Genomic DNA, 22,180 nt, shown 5'->3' with positions numbered 1-22,180 from the left:
CAAACTAATCGGCCTTCAAAGGCGATCCAAACAGAAGTATACGAAAGTAAACAGTGGTATATAGTCGCTCGGAACGGCTGTTTCTTATAATCAAACCGAAGGCAAACAAATAGGGAGGCACAGCAATGAAACGAGTTGGCAAAATGCTGATGACGTTATCGTTATCGGCCCTTATGGTAAGCGTGGCCGCATGCGGCAACAGCAATAACAAAGAGGCGGCAACGGGAGATGCTTCGCAAAGTCCGTCGCAAACCGCCGTGCAAAGTCCGTCGGCATCGCCTGATCAGAAGAACGAAGTGGTGACGGTCAGCACCGTTCGCAAAAGCGATCCTTATTTGAAATTCGACGAAGGCGAAGATTTCGATCACAACTCGGTTTACGACGCCTACGAGAAAGACGCTGGAGTTAAAATTACGAATAAATGGGTTGCCGACGACAGCCAATTCAAAGAAAAAGTGAAAATGGCAATCGCAACGAACGATCTTCCGGACTTCATGCCGGTGAGCGCAACGCAATTGAAACAACTCGTAGAAGCCGACATGATCATGGATTTAACGGATCTGTACGACAAAAACGCGACGCAAAATACGAAAGACTTCATGGTCCGCGACGGCGGATTGCAGATGAAATCGGCAACCTACGACGGTAAGCTGATGGCCATCCCGATGACGGGCAATCCGTTTAATTACCAGTTCCTGTGGGTTCGCACCGACTGGCTGAAGAAATTGAACTTGCCTGAACCGAAAACGATGCAAGACGTCATGAACATCGCCGAAGCGTTCGCGACCAAAGATCCGGGCGGCACGGGCAAATCGTACGGCATGGCTTTCAACAAAAGCTTGTACGAAGGCTCCGCGATCGGCACATGGAACGGCGCCGAATCGTTCACCGGTTTCCTGAACGGATTCGGAGCTTACACGAAGCTGTGGTATGACGACGGCAGCGGCCAACTCGTGAAGGGCGACGTTCAACCGCAAATGAAAGTGGCGCTGAAGGCGCTGCAAGATATGTTCAAAAAAGGTTTGATCGATCCTGAGTTTGCCGTGAAAGACGATCAAAAAGAAGGCGAACTGATTTTCAACAACAAAATCGGTCTCGTGTACGGTCCGCAATGGATGCCGGCTTACCTTGCCGCTGGCGCGGTAAAAGACAACAAAGTCGTGCAAGAGTGGGGCGTATTCCCGATCCCTTCGGTCGACGGCACGCCTGGCAAGTCCCAAATGGGCCTAGGAACAGACGATTATTACGTCGTTTCGAAGAAAGCGAAAAACCCTGAAGGCGTCATCAAGCTGCTGAACAACTGGATCGTCGTCGACAACAACCAGACGGAAGAAAACAAAGTATACGAGTTCGGCAAAGACCGCGTGGAGAAATCGTCGAACTACTGGCTGCTCAACCCGCTCACCGTATACAACCAAACGAACAATAACGGCGAGATTTTGCCGAAGGCGATCGAGAACAAAGACGAAAGCTTACTGCAAACGAAAGACCAGAAAGGCCGTTACGCCCGTGCGATGAAAGCGTTGGGAGGCGACAACAGCGTATGGTGGGAATTGCTGATCTCCGGTCCGAAAGGCGCGTCGTCGCTTGTTCCGGATCTCCAGAAAAACGAGCGTTTCATGCGCGACAAATTCTATGGCGCACCGACTCCGGCCATGGTGGAGAAAGAAGCGATTCTTAATACGAAGCGGGATGAAATATTCGTCAAAATCATCATGAACCAAGTCTCCATCGACGAGTTCGACAAATTCGTAGCAGAATGGAAAAAACTCGGCGGCGACCAAATGACGAAAGAAGTGAACGAGTGGTATGCACAAAACAAATGATCGATTCCGCGAGGAAACGATCGGGAAGAAGGGGATTGCTCGCAATCCCCTTTTTTCTTCCTCGCGTTTCTGGAACCGGGAAGGCTCCTTTCATGTGATGCTGCTTCCCGCTCTTGCCTTTGCCGTGCTGTTCTGTTACATCCCGATGTCGGGAATCGTCATGGCTTTTCAGAAGTTTATGCCGAACAAAGGGCTTTACGGCTCGCCGTTCATCGGCTTTGATAATTTCGATTATTTATGGAATTACCCGGACATCAAACGGGTGTTGTTTAATACGCTTTTTATCGCCGTCATGAAGATCGCAGCAGGTTTGTTCGTTCCGATTACCATTGCGTTATTGTTGAACGAGCTGCGCAAGGAGTGGATGAAACGGACATTCCAGACGCTCGTTTATTTGCCGCACTTCCTGTCGTGGGTGCTGCTCGGTGGCATCATTATCGATGTGCTGTCGCCGGAGACAGGAATGATCAACCAATTTCTTGGTTTGTTCGGCGTTAAACCGATCTTTTTCCTCGGGAATAATCATTGGTTTCCTTACATTATGGTCATTACGGATGTATGGAAGGAATTCGGCTTCGGTACGATCGTCTATTTGGCCGCTTTGACGGCGATCAGCCCTCATCTGTATGAAGCGGCGGAAATCGACGGCGCCAGCCGCTGGAAACAGACGTTGTACGTCACCTTACCTGGCATGATGCCGATCATCGTACTCATGCTAACGCTTAACATTGGTAACGTGCTTAACGCGGGATTTGACCAAATCTTTAACCTGTATAGTCCTCCTGTGTTCGAAAGCGGGGATATCGTCGATACGTTTGTCTTCCGCATGGGGGTACAGAACGCGCAGTTTGCCTTTGCGACAGCAGTTGGGTTGCTCAAATCTGTCGTATCGTTCATTTTGATCGCGACTTCCTATTTTCTTGCATACCGTTTAGCGAATTACCGCGTTTTCTAGGAAAGAGGGAGAAACATGGAACATAAAGCGTCATTAGGCCGCAAAGCCTTTCTACTATCGAACAGCGTGTTTCTTTTCGTGTTGTCGGCGCTATGCCTGCTGCCTCTCGTGCATATTCTAGCCGTATCGTTCAGTTCAGGCTCGGCGGCGTCCGCCGGCCAAGTCTCTTTCTGGCCGATCCATTTCACGACAGCCGCGTATGAGAACGTGTTCGGGAAGCCGGAGTATTTGCGAGCCTTCGAAGTAACGATCAAACGCGTCATCCTCGGTACGGCGGCCAGCATGTTTCTGACGATTGTAACCGCATATCCGCTGTCCAAGGATCCTCGGCAATTCCGTATGCGCACGCCTTACGTATGGTTGTTCGTCCTAACGATTCTATTCAACGGCGGGCTAATCCCTTGGTATATGACGATCAAGACGCTCGGGCTTATCGATTCGATTTGGGCGCTTGTGCTGCCCGGCGCGCTGAACGTGTTTAATATTATTTTGCTGCTGAACTTTTACCGCAATTTGCCGAAGGAGCTGGAAGAATCGGCACGAATAGACGGGGCGGGAAGTTGGCGCACGTTATGGCAAATTTACGTTCCGCTGGCGATGCCGGCGCTCGCGACGACAGGCCTGTTCACGATCGTCACCCATTGGAACAGCTGGTTCGATGGCATGCTGCTCATGAACTCGCCAGACGGCTATCCGCTGCAGACGTTTCTGCAGACGATTATCATCAAGCTGGATTCGCGTTACTTGAACGCGAAAAACGCGGAATTGATCGCCCAGATGTCCGATCGAACGAGTAAAGCCGCGCAAATTTTCGTCGCCGCTTTCCCTATTTTGGTCATCTACCCGTTATTGCAGAGATTTTTTATTAAAGGTATTGTAATGGGGAGCGTTAAAGAATAGGGCTGCTCGCCCGACTTTTCGGAGACCACAACGATGAAACTTGGCTACCGTTTGCGCAATTCTTCTATCTTCAACAAGATTATGGCGGTATTCGTCATCGCGCTCGTGCCGATTTATTTGATCAATTGGCGCATGAGCGAGAAGGGCGCGGAAAGCATTCGAACCGAGACTTCACAATCGGTCGCCAACACGACGCGATTTTATTTAAGTTCGCTGGACAAGGAAGCTAGCCGCATTTCCGACTTCCTGCCGAAGTTCGCTATGGATCAAAGTTTGATGGAACTAGGCGTGTCGGGAAACGACCTGACCGCTTACGAGCGGGTCGAGAAAGTGGTCGCCGTTCAGAAACAACTGGATCTGATGAGATACTCGAGTCCTTATATTTTGGAAGCGCGGGCTTACGTCCCCCAGATTAACCGAACGTTACTCAGCCAGAAGTTCGAGACGTTGATCGATAAGGATGAATACAGCGCGATGCTGCAGAGTGGCAAACTGTACGAAGAGCCGATCATTCATTGGCAGGACCGGCTGTTTATCACGCTGCAGTATCCGTCTAATGCTTGGAAAAATCCGCTTTGGGTGATCGGGGTCGAGCTGTCCAAGACGCAAATCGCGAATACGCTTGCCCAGATCAGCCAATCCCTCGGGGGGCGGAGCATGCTCGTGAATTTGGATCGGCATTGGCAAGTTGCGGGAAGCTTAGACGATAAGCTGGTCGCGACGTTATCGCAGTTCGTGCAGGAGAAACAGCTTGACGGCGTTCGTGAAGGCTTCGACACGATTCGGTACGCGGGCGTCCGCTATTTGACCGTATTCGCTTATTCGGACGTATGGCATTCGTATTCCGTAACCATCATTCCGGAAAAAAAGATTATGGCTCCTCTGCAAAAATATCGGTTATGGTTCTGGTGGGCGATCTGTATCGGCTTACTCGTCGCTTTTTTCTTCTCCATTTCCTTGTTTAAGCTGATCCATCAGCCATTGAAGGTGCTCGTCCAATCGTTCCGGCAGATGAGAAACAACAAGCTGTTGCCGATTACCGTCCAGCGGGGAGAAGACGAGTTCGCTTATCTTTACCATGCGTTCAACGAGACCGTGCAGTCTTTGAATACTTTGATTCGTGAAAACTATGAGCAGAAGATCCGCAACCAGCGTTCCGAACTGAAACGGCTGCAGTCGCAGATCAATCCCCATTTTCTATATAACTGCTTCTTCGTGCTTTACAGGTTGATCAAGTCCGACAACAAGGAAAAAGCAAATCGGTTCTGCATGCACATCGGACAGTATTTCGAATTTATTACGAAAAATAGTGCCGACGAAATTCCGTTGGAGGAAGAACTCCGGCATTCGCGCACTTACGTGGACATGCAATCCATCTGTTACGGAGAAAGGGTGTTCGTCCGCTTCGAGGCGGAGACGCATCCGAAAGCGCTCGTCCCGCGTCTCGTTATTCAGCCGATTATCGAAAATGCGTACAAGCACGCGTTCGGAAATATGCGGGAACGGGGAGAATTGTGGGTGCATAGCGAACTGACCGACGACGGATGGTGCTGCTATGTCGAGGATAACGGGAACCGTCTCGAAGACGAGACGCTTGTCCGGTTAAACGAGCAGTTCGGCCGAACGCCAGATATTATGGAAGAAACGACTGGCATTCTGAACGTGCATAGGCGGATACAGTTGCGTTACGGCGACGAATACGGTCTCTCGGTCACTCGCTCCCCGCTCGGAGGGATGAGGGTGCGTCTCAAACTTGACATTGGCGAGGAGGAACAACCATGAACAGCTTGCTAGTCGTCGATGATCTGCCCATTATTGTAGACGGCCTCATGGATTTGTTCAATCAAGCAGAACATTTGAACTTAGACGTCTTGACCGCATACTCCGGGGATGAAGCGTTAGAAGTGCTCTCGGGCCGCCGGGTGGATATCGTCGTATCGGATATTCATATGCCCGGTCTGGAAGGCATTCAACTGCTGCAGGAAATCAAAGCGCGCTGGCCGGATTGCATCGTCATTTTCCTGACCGGTTACAACGACTTTCATTACGTTCAAGACGCGATGCGCTACGGCGGTTTTGAATATATTTTGAAAGTGGAAAGCGACGAGAAAATTATCCGCGCCGTGGAGCGCGCGCTTGATAAAATCGCGGAAGATACCGGCCGCCAGGAGATGACCGTGCAAACGCGCAGCCGACTGCGGCTTGCCCTTCCTTCCTTGCGCAAAGAATTCGTTTCGGCGCTTCTGCAAGGCAAGCCGATCACAGAGAAACAACTGCAGCAACAGTTCGCCGAGATCGATTTTCCGCTGTCGCCGTCTCTTCCCGCCACGCTGCTGCTCGGACGCGTCGACTCGTGGAAGGAAATGACGCCTCAATCGGACAAGGAGCTACTTCTCTATGCCATTCAGAACATCGCAGAAGAATATTTGCGGCCGGCATTCAGATGTTATTCCTACGCCTTGGATTCGTCGCGAATCGTGTGGCTGATTCAACCGACGGACAGCACGATGGAGTCGGGATCCTCTGCCAAGGGGGATGTGAGCAGGCAATCGCGAGATCAACTCGAGCGGGCGCTAAGCGCGATTCAGCGCAATTGCAAAAGGCTGCTTAAGCTTTCGTTCTCTATCGTGCGCAGCGCGGAACCGGCGGAATGGCGGAACGTATCCGACCGTTTTCACACACTGAGTGACTTGCTCCTGTATGACCTCGGTCTGTGCGAGGAAGCGTTGCTAACGGACGAGCAGGCGAAAATTCGCGAGAAGGTTACGGACGGCAAGGAAGAAGATTATTTTCTATACAATCGCATTCAATTGCTCCTGCGTTGCCTGGAAAACAATCACCGCGAGGAGTTTTTTCAAATCTATGGCAGGTTGATGAAGACGTGGAGCAGCGACGAAGAGCCTTTCGAGAGGAAAATCGAGCTGTACCACTCCTTATCGGCGGTACTCCTGTCGTTCATCAACCGCAATCCGGAGCTGAAGAAACATGTCGGTCTGGTGATCGATCTCGAACCGTTGCTTCAATATCGGGAGATGGGGTCATGGGACAAGGTGGGGCGGTATTTCATGCGGCTTGTCGAAGCAGTGTGGGAGCGGAATGCGGACCAAGGCACAGACTTTTCCTTCAAAATGATTCAAACCGTCCACAGATATATTGAAGACCATATTACGACAGACATCTCGCTGAATTCTATCGCCGACCATGTAGGGATGAATCCTTCTTACTTTTCCAGGCTGTACAAACAGATGACGGGTAAAGGGCTTTCCGAATATATTAACGATTACCGGAACTTGAAGGCGAAAGAGCTGCTGCTGAATAGCAGCATGAAAGTAGGCCATATTGCAGAAGCGGTAGGATACAACTCTGCTCTCGCCTTTATTCGTTTTTTCAAAAAGCATAACGAGTTGACGCCTCAGGAGTACCGAACGATGTCGCATCATTCGTAAGCTCGGCCGCCGAAATTTTTCGGCGGTTTTTGTTTGTTTGGTTTCGTTGAAGCTTAAGTTAGGATGAGGACTGAATCTAGTTGAATAATTTGTTGAAGTAAATGTTGAAAACAGCTATGATAGGGAAAAATATCTCGAATCTCGTGAGGGGACAAGACGTGAAACAGAACAAAGTGACGATGCAGTCCATCGCCGATAAATTGAATATTTCCAAGTCTCTAGTGTCGAAAGCGTTGTCAAATCAGGCCGGAGTAAGCGAAGAAACGAAGGAACGGGTCAGGTTGGAGGCGATCCGTTCGGGTTATCGATTTAATTCATCGATCATGAACGTTCCTTCCTCGGAAACGGGGATTATCGCGGTGCTGCTACCGCGGGAGGATTTGTACGACATCGAGTATTGGGGGAGAATTATCCGCTGCATCGAGGAGGAGCTCAGCAAAAAGTCTTTCAGCATGATTCTGGCTGGCATTGATACGATGTTGTCTACGAGCGATGGGATGCCGGCTTGCATTACGGATCGGAAAGTCGATGGGGCGCTGATACTAGGCTTCATGCCAATCGCTTATATTATTGCCGTTCAATCTACGGGGATCCCGGCCGTGTTGGTCGATTCCCTTCATTATCAATCCAAGCTGGACCACGTACTCGCGGAGAATTACTGCGGAGGGTATGACGCCACGAGATTTTTATTGGATAAAGGTCACCGCAAAATCGGTTTTGCCGGCGACATTTCGTATGCGCTCAGCTTCAAGGAGCGGTATCGCGGTTATCTGGACGCAATCAAGGACTTTGGCGAGCAATTCCCGGGCGAGAAAATCGAGCAATACCCGTTAACCGCCGACCGGGCGGGGAGTCGTCTACCGCTTTCCGAATCGGAAGCTCTCCAATGCTTCCGGCAGAAAGAAATCCCCACTGCCTTGTTCTGCGCGAACGACCCTGTTGCTTTTCTTGTTCTGCAGTTGATGGAAAAATGCGGGCTGAATTGTCCGGACGACATTTCGTTGATCGGGTTCGATAATGTCGACAAGTGCGAGTGGGTCTCGCCGGCGCTGACATCCGTCGATGCACGCAAAGACATTATGGGGCAGCGTGCCGTCCAGCAATTGCTGAGAAGAATGGAAGAAGGGGAAAGGCGCCCGGAGCATTTGATGATAACCACGGAAATTGTAGAGCGAAATTCCGTCGCTTCCAGAGTTTCTGCAACAAAAGTTTAGTTAAGTTTAAATAAGTATATAAACTTGTGTAATAAAATGTTGACATCATATGATGGTCGTTGATAAAATAATGACGTCAGACAAGATGTAAGCGGTTTATTTTTTGCGTTTTTAACGCTTTTTTTCACTTTTCAACAAAATGGAGGTGTGAAACGGGTTATAATTCAACAAAAATGCAGTTTTAATTCAACTTTATTTCAACAAATTAATTCAGGGGGAATGCATGTGGCTAACAAGCAAAAGTTTCTGAAGGGGATGGCTTACACGGCGCTTGTCGCAGCTTTGGCGATTTCCGGCTGCTCGAAATCCTCTTCCGACTCGCCTTCGACGTCCGGCAGCTCGACGCAGCCGGCATCCCAGAAAGATGTCGACTTGAAAATCATTAATTTTCGCGTCGAGGACAAAGCGTTCTACGATGTAATCAACGCCAAGTTCGAGAAAGAGTATCCCTATATTCATATTAAATACGATGCGGTTCCGACCAAAGACTACCCTCAGCTCAAGCAATCCCGTCTGGTTGCCGGAGACGTGGATCTGGTCGGAGGCGGAGGACGGGACGTGAAAGATCCGACCATGCGCGAGAACTGGATGGACCTGAGCGGGCAACCGCTCCTGGAAGGCTATTTCCCGGATGCGCTCAAAGCGGGTCAAGCGGACGGCAAGCAGTATCTCATCCCCACGATCTCCACTTCCGTCGTTACTTACTACAACAAAAAAGTATTTCAGGACTTGGGGCTTTCCGTGCCGCGTACGTGGTCGGAGTTCGTCGACGCGTGCGAGAAAATCAAAGCCGCCGGAATCGATCCCGTCATGTTCGGAGGCAAGGATCAATGGCCGGTCAATATGATTCTGATCGGACTGGAAGCGGGGATCGTGCAAGGACCGCAGCCCGACTTCTACGACGGGATGAAAACGGAAAAAACCAAATTTTCCGACCCGGCTTGGGTGGAAGTCTACAGCAAACTGCAAACGTTGAGCAAATACTTCGAGAAAAACGCGACAGGGTTGGCCTACGGCGAAGCGCCCGGTTTGTTCGCCCAAGGGAAAGCCGCGATGATGATCGACGGCTCCTGGAGCGCCCAGCAGGTCGAATCGGCGAATCCGGCCTTTGAAGTCGGAGCCTTCTTGACGCCGGGGAGCGATCAGGCGAACTTTAACGAAGCCGCGCCGACGTCCAACGGGGACAGCGGATGGCTCGTCTACAAAAATGCCGAAAACAAAGACGCGGCGCTGAAATATCTGGAATTTCTATCGCGTCCGGACAACTATCAGATGTTCGTAAGCGCGACGAAAATGCTGCCGACGATGAAAGACGTCCAGATGGAAAGTCCGCTTACGCAAGAAATTGCCGGCCTTTTGTCAAATCAGACGGATTTCTGGGAAGCTCATCAGGTTGCCGGAGCCAAATACAACTATACCGAATATGCGATGAAGCTGATTCTGAACGGAATAAGTCCGCAAGACGCCGCCGTCAAAATGCAAAAAGACTTCATCGACAGCAAGCAGAATTGGAAATGACGACGTTCCGGGGGGAGTAAAGTGATCATCAAGGGGAAAATGCGGATTTGGCCGCTGCTTGCCGTTATGCCGGCTTTGCTGCTATATGGTCTCTTCGTGTTATTGCCGGCTGTCGGCAACATCTACTTTTCCTTTACCGATTTCAGCGGCAACGTGTTCTCTCCGATTCGCTGGATCGGAGGCGCCAATTATGCGCGGGCGTTCACATGGGAGTCGGAAGGATTATGGCATTCGGTCAAAGTGACGTTTCTATTCGCCGTTCTTGTGACCGTGATTCAAAATGCAGCGGCTGTGGTGCTGGCGGTTCTCTTGAACATGAAGCTGCGAATCCGCAATTTTTACCGGTCGGTCATTTTTGCTCCGACGATTCTGGGCGTGGTCATCGTAGGTTTGATCTGGACATTGATCTTCGATCCCTATTCGGGTCCCGTCATTAAGCTGCTCAGCGCGTTTCATACGAATTCGGCGCTGCTGGGCAGCCCGAGCATTGCGCTGTATCTCGTCATATTTGTGACGATCTGGAGCACGGTCGGATATGCGATGATCTTGTATTTGGCGGGCTTGCAAAGTATTCCGCACGATCTGTACGAGTCCGCGCGGATCGACGGCGCCGGCTCCGCCGCCTCCTTCTTTCATATTACGTTGCCGCTGCTGAGGCCTGCCGTCACGGTCAATACGCTGCTCAGCATCATCGGGTCGCTCAAGACGTTCGATATCATCGTCGTCATGACCAATGGCGGACCGGGGTCGGCGACGTCTACGCTCGGGATGTATATTTTCAAAAACTTGCTGACTCCCGGCAGCAGCCAAGGCTACGCGTCGGCGCTTTCGGTGATCCACTTCGGCATCGTGCTTGCCGTCGTAGCGATCGTTCAATATTACTTGCGGCGGAGAGAGGCGGATATATCGTGACACATGGCAAGCTCCAACGCTCGCTCGCGAATGCGGTACTGCTTCTAACCGCCTTGATGATGGTTGTTCCTATGCTGCTGGTAGTGAACATTGCTTTGAAAAGCCGCGAAGAGTTTCTGAATTACCCATTGCAACCGGTCGGTTCGCCCCAATGGCAGAATTTTACCGAAGTATGGAAGCAGGCCGAAATGAGCACGTATTTCGCGAACAGTCTGATTTACGCCGTCGCCGTGCCCCTGATCACTTGCCTGATTTCCGGCATGGCGGCGTATCCGATCGCTCGCAACCATTTTCGGGGCGCCGGCTTTATCTATCTCGTATTTCTGTCGGCCCTGTTTCTGCCCGTTGCGCTCGTTCCGCTGTTTTTCATCATGAAATACTTGGGTTTTATCAACACGTATTACGGATATGTCCTTCTGATGGTCGGGAACAGCCTGTCGGTTGCCATCTTTATTTTCGTCGCTTTCGTGAAAGGAATCCCGCGCGAACTGGACGATGCGGCGGCGATCGACGGCTGCGGGTATTTCCGCTTTATCTTTACGGTCGTACTCCCGCTCATGAAGCCTTCGCTGGCCACGGTGGCGATGCTGGGAGCAATCGGGACGTGGAACGACTTTATCAATCCGTATTTGTTTTTGTCCGATCGGGAGATGAGACCTTTGACGGCGGGCTTGTACTTGTTCTTCGGCCAATATTCCACCGATTGGACGTTTCTGGCCGCGGGCATTATCGTCGTGGTTGCGCCCCTGTTCGCCGTATATGTTTTTCTGCAGAAATTTATCGTTTCAGGGGTGACGAGCGGCGCGATAAAAGGTTAACGACACAGAGGAGATGAGATTATGGCAACGGTATTGGAAAAGCATTTGATTCGCCTCTCCATCATGATCACGTTCGTACTGCTGAGTCTGCTGTTCGCGGCGGCGAGCATGGCGAGCGCGACGCCGTATACCGGCGGGGGGCCAAGAAGCTTCGAAGAATATTATCCGGCCAACTACTCCGCTTACGTCACGGTTGGGAATCCCAACACGAATTCGCTGCTTTCCCAAGTTACCTATACGGATGGCAACCCGGCATACTACGGCAATATCGGCGGGAAACCCGCGCGGCTGGTGACGGGAGACAACGCCGCCCAGAATTACATGTATTTTAACCTGGACGACACGTTCGCTGCTAAATCGAAAACTTGGATCGAACGTCCCGCTGTCTACCTGAACGTCTGGTACTATGACGACGGAACTGCGGGGGACACGTTTTTCGTGCAATACGATTCGAACAGCGGCGGCGCCTATAAACTGGCTGGTACAATCGTCAAGCAAGGGTCGAACCTGTGGAAAAATCAAGTAATCCAGTTGAAGGATCACAAGTTCAACAACAGCGAGAACGCCGGAGCGGATTTCCGCATCGGAAGCACGACGCCGGGCAAGCACGTGTACATCCATCAGGTTACGGCGCTTATCCCGCCGCAGTCCCATACCGCGTCTTCCATTCTGGGGACTCCCAATGTGCAGGATAAAATATCGCTGGATACGTACACCGACGGAACGGCCCCGACGGCGAGCGGATTGTCCCAGAGCGCTCGTTATGTCAGCCGGGATTCGGCGGCAACGCCATATATGTACTTCGACGTGCTGAATAATTACGCCTGGACGGCGGCGAGCGTCCGGGACGTCCGGATTCTGGCGGAATATTACGACGATGCCGCCGGCGATTTGTTTGCCGTTCAGTACAGTTCCACGTCAGGTGGAAGCTACAAAGAGACCGCGACAGTAGTCGGCACCGGTTCGAATACATGGAAGGTTTACACGATTCCGATCAGCGACGCGAATTTCAACAATTCGCAGAACGCCGGCTCCGATTTCCGGATCGTGGCCAAGAAGACGACCGGCAACGTCAACATCCATCGCGTCAACGTCATGGTTACGCCGGGACAATATGTGAAGCCTTATACGACCGATTTCAGCGGCAGCACGTTTCAATCGGCGACGGACCGGATTGTGTATACCACGCTGTTCTACTGGTACGATCGCTATAGCTGGTCCCATTTCCTCGACAGCGGCAAAGACATTTTAACGAATCACCCGCCTGCATCCATTCTTTCTTCCTATAGCAATTTCGATCCTGCATTTTGGCAACATGAGCTGACCGACATGATCTATGCGGGGGTCAACATTGCCGGGCTCAACTATTGGGGCTCGCAATCGGAGATGGATATTTGGAGCACGGTCGGACTGCCCGCTCTCGTTACGGCGCTCGATACGATGACCGCGGCAGGCCAAACGCCGCCCAAAATCGGCTTGTTCCTCGATACCAACTCCCTGGGGCTGGATTACCCGGGTTACTACTCCAGGGGAGGGCCGCAGACCGGACTGACGACGGAGTACGAGCTGGAGAACATGTACAAGATGATCAAAGATTTCTATTCGATGATTCCCCCGAAATATTGGGCGAGAGTCGACGGGAAAGTCTGGTTTAACACGTACGATCAAGGTTTTCTGACGCCGATCGATTTTGCGAACGTCTTCCAGTATGTCGACAATCGCTTTCAGCAGGATTTCGGGCTGCATCTCTATATCGCGCCGGAAAGCACATGGGGCTATGACAGCAGCATGCTTCACGATGCCCACGATTACTGGGGCTCCGCCAACAACGTAAAAGGATTCGGCGGACTCGACACTTCGATTGCGGGCGTGGGGTCGGCCGCGAACAACACGGCGACGGCCGTTAACTCGGCGGGCCATCCGATCATTATCCCGGACCCGAACGGGGATCGCCTCACCGCTCAATTGAAGGGCGCACTGTATGCAGGACGCAAAATGATCGATCTCAGCAACTGGAATGAAATGCATGAGGGCGGCAATCTCAACCGGACCGTGGAAGACGGGACGAGGAATATCGATATCGCCCATCAGTTGTTATCAACGCTTCCTACGTATACTTACGATCTGCAAGGAACGGTATATCCCGACGCCGTCGGCGGTCAGGTCGCTACCCGTTCGACAGACGGCAATTATATGTGGTGGAATTTGAATAAAACGTTGCCGGCAGGGAGCTACAAAGTATTCGTCCGCGCGCACGGCTATAACCGGAACGTCAGCCTGAACCAAACCAATATCGACACGGGCGCTACCGTCAAGACGTTAAATGGCGTGGTCAACAGCAACGACACGAGATATTACACCCTTCAGGACTATTATCTGGGGACGATCGATTACGACGGATCTTACAATTTGCGTTTGTCGGATTGGAGCAATGGCTCGATCCAGATGGACGAAGTGTATTTGGTTCCCACTTACGAGGGTTATCGATACAGCGACCTCGGCGGAACGGCAGATGCCAAAGCGGTCGGCGGACAAGCGGCTACGCGAAGCACCCCGGGCAGCTATGTGTGGTGGGGGCTGGACAAATCGATTTACCCGGACAATTACAGAGTTTACGTCAGGGCGAAAGGAAACGGTAAGTTTAACTTGCTGCAGGTGAACGCCGATACCGGGACTACCGTCAAATCCATGTCTGCGGCCATTAATTCAACGGAGTACAAGGAATATTTCGTCGGCTTCTTCTCTTTCGACGGCAGCTACAATTTGCGCTTGTCCGACTACAGTCCTGCGGGATTAAGCATCGATACGATTCATCTGGAGCCCCATTACACGAATTTCCCGATGAGCCCTCAGATCGTATGGGGCAACTACATCGACGATCCGGCGGATTCGAAGAGTCTGATGGGGCATGTCAAAGCGGCGGATGCGAGCGGGAATTACACCTGGGGTCCGATGGAGCGCAGATTGCTTCCGAATCTATACAACTTCTATGCCCGCGCGAGAGGCGCGTCGATTGCGCATACGTTCGGCGTCTATAATTCGGACACGAACGTGAACCAGTATCTCAAGACGTATACGGCGGATACGAACAACGCTTACGCCGACTACTATGCGGGCAGCTTCAATTATAACAACAGCTACAACCTGCTCCTGACCGATTTCGGTTCGACCGGCGGCTACATGGACTATTACGCCGTCGTGCCGAAAAAAGACGAAATGCTCTCTTACCTGGACGTCGGAAATACGATTGACGCCAACCCGGCCGTCGTCGGCGGCAAAGTCATGACCTTGTCTTCGCCCGGCGTATATACGTGGTGGGCGCTCGGGAAAAGCATGCCGGCGGGGACGTACAGCGTCTATGTGACGGTCAAAGGAACGGGCACTCTGAATCATTATCAGGTAAACGAAGATACGAGCTCTACGGTTAAACTCGTAACTTCCACAATTAACAGTCCAACGGATTATGAGGACCATTACGTCATGGATATCGACTATGACGGAACGTACAACCTGCGGTTATCCGATTACAGTTCTGCAGGATTAAGCATCGACATGGTCTATATCGTTCGCAAGTTTTAGTACCGGTTGCAGGGAGATTCGGCCGCACTTCTCCCTGCAATCTTACAAGCTTTAATCGTAGAAACATATCGTATCGCGGCAGAGGTGGAGCGGATGGCAGAAAGAAACATACGATTAGGGAAATGGGAGCTGAAAGGGTATTACCCCTATGTGCCGTTTCTGGGCAAGACTCCGGAGACGGGGGGAGAACCGCTTGGCGTTACCGACTGGATTGCGGCCACGGTACCGGGCAGCGTCCAGCATGATTTATGGAAGGCCGACATCATTGCGGATCCTTATCACGGCATGAACAGCATCCATTGCGAATGGGTGGAGAATCGTTGGTGGGTATATCGGACGACATTCGATTTCGAGCCCGACCAGATGAGGACAATTCACCTTTGTTTTCAAGGATTGGATTATAAGGCGCATCTTTTCCTGAATCAAAGGCCGCTTGGCACGCACGAGGGAATGTTCGTTCCCCTGTCACTGGACGTGACGGAAATGCTTCGATCGGGAGGCAACGAACTGACCGTCGTGTTCGAGCACGCTCCTGATATCATGGGTCAGATCGGCTACACGTCGGAGACGAAATCGCTGAAAAGCCGGTTCCCATACAAATGGGATTTCTCGGCGCGTTTGGTTCCGCTCGGCTTCTGGGATGAAGTGCTCTTGCAGCGGAAAGGCCATCATCTGTTGCGGGATATTTGGCTCCAACCGTTGGCACAAGAGGGCGTGCTGAACGTATCTGGTATCGTTGCTCGGAGCGGCAGTGGCGGTAAGTCTGCCGAACCTTGCATGCTGAAATACAAAGTAGAGGTGCGGTTTGAGGGGGAGATAGCGGCAAGCGCGGAACGATGGATCGATAGTCCAGTTGAAAGTTCCACGTTCTTGGAGACGAAGCTCTCGGTTGAAAAGCCAGAGCTTTGGTATCCGAACGGAACGGGGGCGCAACCGCTGTATGAGGTAGAAATACAGCTTTGGGAGAATGACAGCCTGTCCGATCGGTGGGAGGGCAGAACGGGGTTCAGGAGTCTGACTTGGGAGAGGAGCGAAGGAGCTCCGGATGATGCGCTGCCGTATACGATGGTTGTAAATGGCCGGAAGGTCTACATCAAAGGCGCGAATATCACTCCGCTGGATGTTCTGTACGGCAATGTAACCGAAGAACGCTACCGGCGTTTCGTGCAAGAATTGAAAGAAGCTCATATCAACCTCGTCCGGGTTTGGGGAGGAGGCGTGATCGAGAAGGAAATCTTCTACGAGCTGTGCGACCGGCACGGGATTATGATCTGGCAGGAATTTATTCAGTCCAGCTCCGGCATTGACAATGTTCCGTCCAAGGATCCTCGCTTCTTGGAGCTGCTGCGAGAAACAGCGACCGCTGCCATCAAGGTTAAGCGCAATCATGTTTCGCTCGCCTGCTGGAGCGGGGGCAACGAACTGACGGACGATAACGGCGTACCGGTTACGTACGATGACGAGAACATTGCGATGCTGAGAGACTTGGTTAGACAGTATGATCCGCATCGCTTGTTCCTTCCGACGTCGGCGTCGGGACCGAGAGAGTTCCTGGCCGTAGACGAACCCGGCACCAATTACGATGTGCACGGGCCATGGAAATACGGCGGAGCAACGAATCATTATTACATGTTCAATCATTCCGATAGCATGCTGCATAGCGAGTTCGGCGTGGACGGCTGCTGTGCGGTGCGATCCATGGAGAAGTTTCTCGGCGAAGAGGACCGGGAGGTCACTTCGGTGCGGGATAATCAGGTTTGGCGGCATCATGGAGAATGGTGGGACACGTTAGAGCGGAGCCGAGAGTTCTTCGGCGACATCGCCACGCTTTCCGGGCTAGTCGCGGCAAGTCAGTGGGTGCAGGCAGAGGGAATCCGATATGCGCTGGAGGCGAACCGGAGGCGGAAGTACCGAAACAGCGGCAGCATAGTCTGGCAGTTTAACGAACCGTGGCCGAACGTGTCGTGCACGAGTCTGGTCGATTATTACGGCTTGCCGAAAATGGCCTATTTCTGGGTTCGCAAAGCGTATGCGCCGATTCACCTGTCCTTGAAATACGATTCTCTGCTTGTTCGCCCGGGGGAGAGGTTCGCAGCGGAATGCTACGTCCAGAACAGTATGGACGCCGGGCTTGTGAAGTGGCGGGCCGAATGCTTCGATTTGAGCGGAGCGATGCTGTGGCGGGAAAGCGGAGAACGGTCGGTGCCAGGCAATGCGACGATCAGATTGGCGGAATTTGCGATGGACATCGATTGTTCGACCCCGGAAGTTTTCGCCGTAAGGGTTCAAATCGAGGGGCTCGAGCCGAACGTTTATTTCTTCTCGACACTGCGGAAGGATTATCTAAAGGCGCTGCTGCACGCTCCGCAGCCGATCCTGCAGGCAACGCTGAAGGAAACCGCCTATTCGGAGACGGGAGAATGCGTGAGGAAGTTTCTGGTTCGCAATATCGGGGAAGCCGTGGCGCTTTATGTAACGGCGGAAACGATCCGGCCCGCGGATGACCCGGTGTTCTGTCTGCAGAATTACTCCATCCTGCTTCCGGAAGAAGAACGGTTGTTCATCGTCCGCTGTCCGATGTCCGAAAGGCAAGCCGACCCGCCTGAAGTTGAATTTGTCGCATGGAACAAGTGAGAGCAGTTATTGCGGGGAGGCAGGAGACAGGCCGATGCTGGTCATGGAACGGTTCTTCGATACTTTATTAAATAACCCTATCACACCCAGTGGTCCCATTCCTACGGCACAGGACCCCGACGGCGTCTATCCTTACGAGAGTTATAGCGAAACGAGCCGACGACCGGAGCTGAAGTCGTTTCAAATGATCGCGATGGAGAACGAGGCCATTCGGGTCGTGGTTTGCCCCGACTTGGGAGGCAAAGTATACTCGATTACCCATAAAGCCTCGGGCAAGGAAGCGTTGTATACAGCTCCCATCGTGAGGCCCGTGCGAATTCTTCCCAGGCAATTCTATATCGGAGGCGGAATCGAGGTTAGCTTTCCGATCTCCCATTCTCCGGTACAAGCGGTTCCGGTCTCGTTCAAGACGAAGGAGCTAGCGGATCGGGTTTATATCTGGTGCGGCGAAACGGAACTGCGGTTCGGCATGCAGTGGACGGTGGAATATTCGCTTGGTGTGAATGACGCTTTCCTGACGCAGCGCACTTTTTTTCATAATCCAACGACCCGATCCCATCCCTGGATGTCCTGGAGCAATGCGGGAATTCCTGCGCGCGACGATACAGAGTTCCATTTTCCGGGCGGACCGGTGCTCTATCACGGAGAGGAAATGAAAACGATCGATTGGCGTCGGGAAGGCCCAAGACGTCAAAAGGATATGAAACGAATGGCCGGCTTTTTCTGGCGGGAGCCCGATTGCTGCGCGTTCGGGGCGTATACGCCCAGCCTGGGCTGCGGGTTGTATCACATTGCCGACCCCGCTCAGACGCCGGGCATCAAGCTATGGACGGATGGGGTCGGGGAGCATCAGGCTTTCGTCACTCAATGGACGCTGAACGATGAACAGTGCCTCGAAATCCAGGCGGGTCCTCTGATCGACCAGTCCATTAAGCAGGTACTGAATCCGGGAGAGACGCATGTCCACGAGGAGTTCTGGATTCCTTCCGACCGGCCGCTCGATATCCACGAGCTGGAGCTGCCGCTTGTCAAGCTGCTGCCGGTCGCCCGCATTCCCCTCTTCGGATTCGCGAGGAAACGAGAGGTTCACCTGTGGCAGCAGCTCCTGTCCAGCCATGAACGAATGGCCGTCCATGAGATGCCGCTTCCTCCCGGCACTGCGGACAACCGCTGGGCGCCGAGCGGCATGGAACGGCTGGGAGCGGCACTGGAATGGGCTTGCCGCGAGACGGAGGGGGAGAGCAAAGATGCTTGGCTCTTCCAAGCGGGGGCTTGGTTTGCCGGGAACGATGAGATCGACGAAGCGCTAATCCGGCTGGACGTGTCCGGCGACGATCGTGCGAAGGCGTTGGCCGGAAGATTGTATCGCAGAATCAAACGCGATCATGCAGCCGCTGCAGCCTGCTATCGGAAAATATCATCCGCCGCCTTTGCGCTCCATCCCCAGATCGTGTTTGAGAGAGATCTCGCATTGGAGAAACTGGGTCCTTCTTTTCTGGCGGAAAGAGAGCATTGGCTGCATGAAACTCAGGCGCTGACGGATGAATGGCTGATCGAACGCCGCGCGGCTTTGCTATTCGATCAAGGCCGGTTCGCCGAAGCGAAACAATTATTGGAGAGCACGTCTTTTCAGCTTATTCATCAACGATATGCCAGAACGAAGCTGTGGCGGGCGATTATGCAGCGGTTGGATTTGGAGCATTCGGAAGCGCCGGGCCAGCTTGGGGAAGACGATTTATTCGCGTTCGGAGCCTATCGGGAATATCAGGAAGAAGAATAAATCGGACGGAATAAGGGGGAAAAGGCGATGAAGTTATTTTCAACACAAGCGAGTGTGAGCGCGACTGGCATTGAGGTCGGCCAGAACGGCAGCGGCATGCATATTTCCCTAAGTTGTCCTCTGTTCATTACGGATCAAGGAGCCGCCCGTACGGTTCCCGCCGCTGAAGCCGAAGCTGAAGCCGCATCCGCGAAAGCCGTTGCAAGCGGCTCGCCGGTCAAGCGGAAATTCCAAGCCGCCTTTCCGGGGACGGACGGCTTGCTGGAGATCGAGCTGAATGTTCAGTGGTTTCCGGCCGAGGGCGTGTGGCGCAAATGGGCCCGTTACAAGGCGGACGCTCTCTTGGCTGGAACTGTTCTGCAAGAAGTCGTTCTGGAACAGCTCGACACCGAGACAAACCGTTTCCTTTCCATTGAGCTCGGAACCGGTCTCGGGGGACATGCCAGCCAAAGCCAGCCGGCTTTTTTTCAGGGCTTTTTCGCGGGAATCGAGTTTCCGGTCGCAAGCACCAGGCTGGAAGAAGGGAGGCTAATTGTCGCTCACCGGCCCGGAGTCAAGCTGCAGGCGGAAGCGTGGGCGGAAACGAAAAAGGTCGTGTACGGCCTTGCCGCCGCCGGCGGGGAGAAAGCCGCATTCCAGGCCTATGTGCGTGCCCATAGCGTGACTCCCGAACATTTCCATTTTAACTATAACAGCTGGTATACTTCTCCGGTTCCTTATTCGGAAGACGACATTTTAGGGATTATGCGGGCGTTCAAAGAAAACCTCTACGATCCTCACGGGATATCCTTCGATACGTTCTGCATCGACATGGGGTGGTCAAATCCGCATAGCATATGGGAGATTAACGAGCGGCTGTTTCCGGAAGGATTCGCCAAGCTGGAACAAGCGGCTGCCGCGATGAATAGCAGTCTCGGTTTATGGATTTCCCCCACGGCTTGTTATATGGACGCGCTTGACAAAGACTGGGCCAAGGAACAGGGCTACGGAACGTCGTCCGTGGAATGGTCTGGCGAACATACGATACGCTACGTTTGTTTGGGCGACCCCTCGTACCAGGCCAAATTGAAAGAAAGACTGATCGATCTCGTTCGGCGCTATCGGATTCGCCATATCAAATTCGACGGCTGCATGCTGGAGTGTCAAGAGCCCGACCATGGACATGCTGTCGGCAATCTGTCGACGGAAGCGATTGCCGAAGGAATCATCGACGTGTTCGTCGAACTGCACAAGGTTCAACCGGAAGTGTGGTTCGAGACGACCTGTTTCGGGTGGAATCCGAGTCCGTGGTGGCTGTTCTACGTCAATTCCGTACTGGGCACGCACGGCGACGACGTTCCGTTCGGACGGGTTCCGGCTCCCGTCTATCGCGAGAGCTACACCTCGGCGCGGGATTTCTTCAACCTTCAAGGCTCGATGAAATCGGTCGTTCCGGAAGAATCGAAGGAAGTGCTCGGTTTCGTTCATCAGACGCAAGATCCGCTATTGAACGACGGAATCATGACGATTATGCGCGGACACAAGTTTTTTCCCGTGTACATGAATCCGAATGTAATGAATGCCGACCGCTGGAAACAATTCGCGGATCTGCTGAAATGGGCGCGCGCTAATGAAACCGCATTGGCGAATACGGAACCGCTGCTGCCCGTATCCTGGACGGATGGCGGCGTGCCCGCCTTCTCCAACGATGTCATGATGCCCCGGGAGCCTTACGGTTACGCACATTGGGGGGAGGGCGGCGGTCTGATCGTCATTCGCAATCCCTGGATTCGTCCGGGATCGTACCGTCTGGAAATACCTGCCGACTTGGCTTTGTCGGCCGTGACGTTGAATGCGGTCAGTCTTTATCCGGAAACGCGCGTGTACGGCCGGGAGATTCTCCAAGGCCAGACGCTGGACGTACCGCTCGCCCCCTATGAAACGGTATTATTGTCGATCGGGCCGAACCAATCCGTAACAGAGCTGAACTTTGCCGACGAAGTGATAAAGTCGTATATTCAAGCCGATATAGAGCGCAGTGAACTGACCCCTGCGGCATTATCGTTCGAGGCGCTGCTAGACATTTCCACCCCAGACGCGGAGCTGATCGTGCTGTTCGATGGACAGGGGACGGCGCCGGTTGCCGGAGCCGATCAGTCCGTCAAGATCAACGGCGTCGATAGCGAAGTAGAAGTAGAGACGTCCGAAGCGGGATGGGCGCATTCCTGGATTCCTAAAAAGGAAGATTGGTGCATCTTGAAGGCGCCGCTCGTTGCCGGCCAAAGCCGTGTCGAGATCGAATGGCCGATGGCGTCGTCCGCGAACGAGGTGTCGATATGGGTATGGGCGACCAGACCGGGTGCACGGACTGCTGCTGTCTATCCCAATGCGCTGCCGGAGCCCGAGAGGCTGTCGCTCAGTGCACGCAGGTTGTTCGAGTACAAGGCGCCTGAACCGGATCGGTAAACAACTCTCCGCTATGTTGGTCGACCCGTAACAATCGGAAATAGGAGGAACGGTTGGCGTCTGTCTCCGCCCCCGTTCCTCTGCTCGTAATCGAAGCTGTTTTTTAGCGCACATTCCTGCTTCGCTTCACACTCCATCCCCTCTAGAAAACTT

The 22,180-nt window shown here is 52.9% G+C and carries 13 protein-coding genes; all 13 read left to right on the top strand.

Annotation, left to right across the window (positions count from 1 at the left end; genetic code table 11):
- Nucleotides 1-125 precede the first annotated feature (125 nt).
- The 13 genes from ACFPOF_RS30030 to ACFPOF_RS29970 all read left to right on the top strand — a co-directional run bounded on the left by ACFPOF_RS30030 (nucleotide 126) and on the right by ACFPOF_RS29970 (nucleotide 22,027).
- Nucleotides 126-1,826, top strand: coding sequence for an extracellular solute-binding protein (locus ACFPOF_RS30030; RefSeq protein ID WP_378139247.1), 1,701 nt, complete (start codon nucleotides 126-128; stop codon nucleotides 1,824-1,826).
- Nucleotides 1,827-1,923: 97 nt separating this feature from the next.
- Complete coding sequence (locus ACFPOF_RS30025; RefSeq protein ID WP_378140445.1) at nucleotides 1,924-2,781, top strand: ABC transporter permease; 858 nt, start codon at nucleotides 1,924-1,926, stop codon at nucleotides 2,779-2,781.
- 15 nt (nucleotides 2,782-2,796) lie between these two features.
- Nucleotides 2,797-3,681 carry a carbohydrate ABC transporter permease gene (locus ACFPOF_RS30020; protein WP_378139245.1) on the top strand — a complete coding sequence of 295 codons (885 nt, stop codon included), beginning with the start codon at nucleotides 2,797-2,799 and terminating at the stop codon, nucleotides 3,679-3,681.
- Between the two features lie 33 nt (nucleotides 3,682-3,714).
- On the top strand, nucleotides 3,715-5,463 hold the full coding sequence (locus ACFPOF_RS30015) for a sensor histidine kinase (RefSeq protein ID WP_378139243.1): 1,749 nt from the start codon (nucleotides 3,715-3,717) through the stop codon (nucleotides 5,461-5,463).
- On the top strand, nucleotides 5,460-7,127 hold the full coding sequence (locus ACFPOF_RS30010) for a response regulator transcription factor (protein ID WP_378139241.1): 1,668 nt from the start codon (nucleotides 5,460-5,462) through the stop codon (nucleotides 7,125-7,127). Before ACFPOF_RS30015 ends, ACFPOF_RS30010 begins: the two co-directional genes overlap by 4 nt.
- 158 nt (nucleotides 7,128-7,285) lie before the next feature.
- On the top strand, nucleotides 7,286-8,341 hold the full coding sequence (locus ACFPOF_RS30005) for a LacI family DNA-binding transcriptional regulator (RefSeq protein WP_378139240.1): 1,056 nt from the start codon (nucleotides 7,286-7,288) through the stop codon (nucleotides 8,339-8,341).
- Nucleotides 8,342-8,566: 225 nt separating this feature from the next.
- A complete protein-coding gene (locus ACFPOF_RS30000) occupies nucleotides 8,567-9,859 on the top strand; it encodes an ABC transporter substrate-binding protein (protein WP_378139238.1) in 1,293 nt (430 codons plus the stop codon).
- A gap of 21 nt (nucleotides 9,860-9,880) precedes the next feature.
- Nucleotides 9,881-10,771, top strand: a complete 891-nt coding sequence (locus ACFPOF_RS29995) for a carbohydrate ABC transporter permease (protein WP_378139236.1) — start codon at nucleotides 9,881-9,883, stop codon at nucleotides 10,769-10,771.
- The gene (locus tag ACFPOF_RS29990) at nucleotides 10,768-11,589 is read left to right on the top strand and encodes a carbohydrate ABC transporter permease (RefSeq protein ID WP_378139234.1); all 822 of its coding nucleotides are present in this window, start codon (nucleotides 10,768-10,770) and stop codon (nucleotides 11,587-11,589) included. Before ACFPOF_RS29995 ends, ACFPOF_RS29990 begins: the two co-directional genes overlap by 4 nt.
- A gap of 21 nt (nucleotides 11,590-11,610) precedes the next feature.
- Nucleotides 11,611-15,168, top strand: coding sequence for a hypothetical protein (locus ACFPOF_RS29985; RefSeq protein ID WP_378139232.1), 3,558 nt, complete (start codon nucleotides 11,611-11,613; stop codon nucleotides 15,166-15,168).
- A 93-nt stretch (nucleotides 15,169-15,261) separates the two neighbouring features.
- Nucleotides 15,262-17,802 carry a glycoside hydrolase family 2 protein gene (locus tag ACFPOF_RS29980; protein ID WP_378139230.1) on the top strand — a complete coding sequence of 847 codons (2,541 nt, stop codon included), beginning with the start codon at nucleotides 15,262-15,264 and terminating at the stop codon, nucleotides 17,800-17,802.
- A gap of 34 nt (nucleotides 17,803-17,836) precedes the next feature.
- A complete protein-coding gene (locus ACFPOF_RS29975) occupies nucleotides 17,837-19,582 on the top strand; it encodes a DUF5107 domain-containing protein (protein WP_378139228.1) in 1,746 nt (581 codons plus the stop codon).
- A gap of 27 nt (nucleotides 19,583-19,609) precedes the next feature.
- Nucleotides 19,610-22,027, top strand: a complete 2,418-nt coding sequence (locus ACFPOF_RS29970) for an alpha-galactosidase (protein ID WP_378139226.1) — start codon at nucleotides 19,610-19,612, stop codon at nucleotides 22,025-22,027.
- Nucleotides 22,028-22,180 lie beyond the last annotated feature (153 nt).

Source organism: Cohnella soli (assembly GCF_042655525.1).
Classification (GTDB): Bacteria; Bacillota; Bacilli; order Paenibacillales; family Paenibacillaceae; genus Cohnella; species Cohnella soli.
This window is presented reverse-complemented; position numbering and strand designations above follow the sequence as displayed.

Coding starts and splice junctions, on each gene's coding strand:
- ACFPOF_RS30030 (WP_378139247.1), top strand. CDS start 126: ATGAAACGAGTTGGCAAAATGCTGATGACGTTATCGTTATCGGCCCTT.
- ACFPOF_RS30010 (WP_378139241.1), top strand. CDS start 5,460: ATGAACAGCTTGCTAGTCGTCGATGATCTGCCCATTATTGTAGACGGC.
- ACFPOF_RS29970 (WP_378139226.1), top strand. CDS start 19,610: ATGAAGTTATTTTCAACACAAGCGAGTGTGAGCGCGACTGGCATTGAG.
- ACFPOF_RS30015 (WP_378139243.1), top strand. CDS start 3,715: ATGAAACTTGGCTACCGTTTGCGCAATTCTTCTATCTTCAACAAGATT.
- ACFPOF_RS30020 (WP_378139245.1), top strand. CDS start 2,797: ATGGAACATAAAGCGTCATTAGGCCGCAAAGCCTTTCTACTATCGAAC.
- ACFPOF_RS29985 (WP_378139232.1), top strand. CDS start 11,611: ATGGCAACGGTATTGGAAAAGCATTTGATTCGCCTCTCCATCATGATC.
- ACFPOF_RS29975 (WP_378139228.1), top strand. CDS start 17,837: ATGCTGGTCATGGAACGGTTCTTCGATACTTTATTAAATAACCCTATC.
- ACFPOF_RS30025 (WP_378140445.1), top strand. CDS start 1,924: ATGCTGCTTCCCGCTCTTGCCTTTGCCGTGCTGTTCTGTTACATCCCG.
- ACFPOF_RS29980 (WP_378139230.1), top strand. CDS start 15,262: ATGGCAGAAAGAAACATACGATTAGGGAAATGGGAGCTGAAAGGGTAT.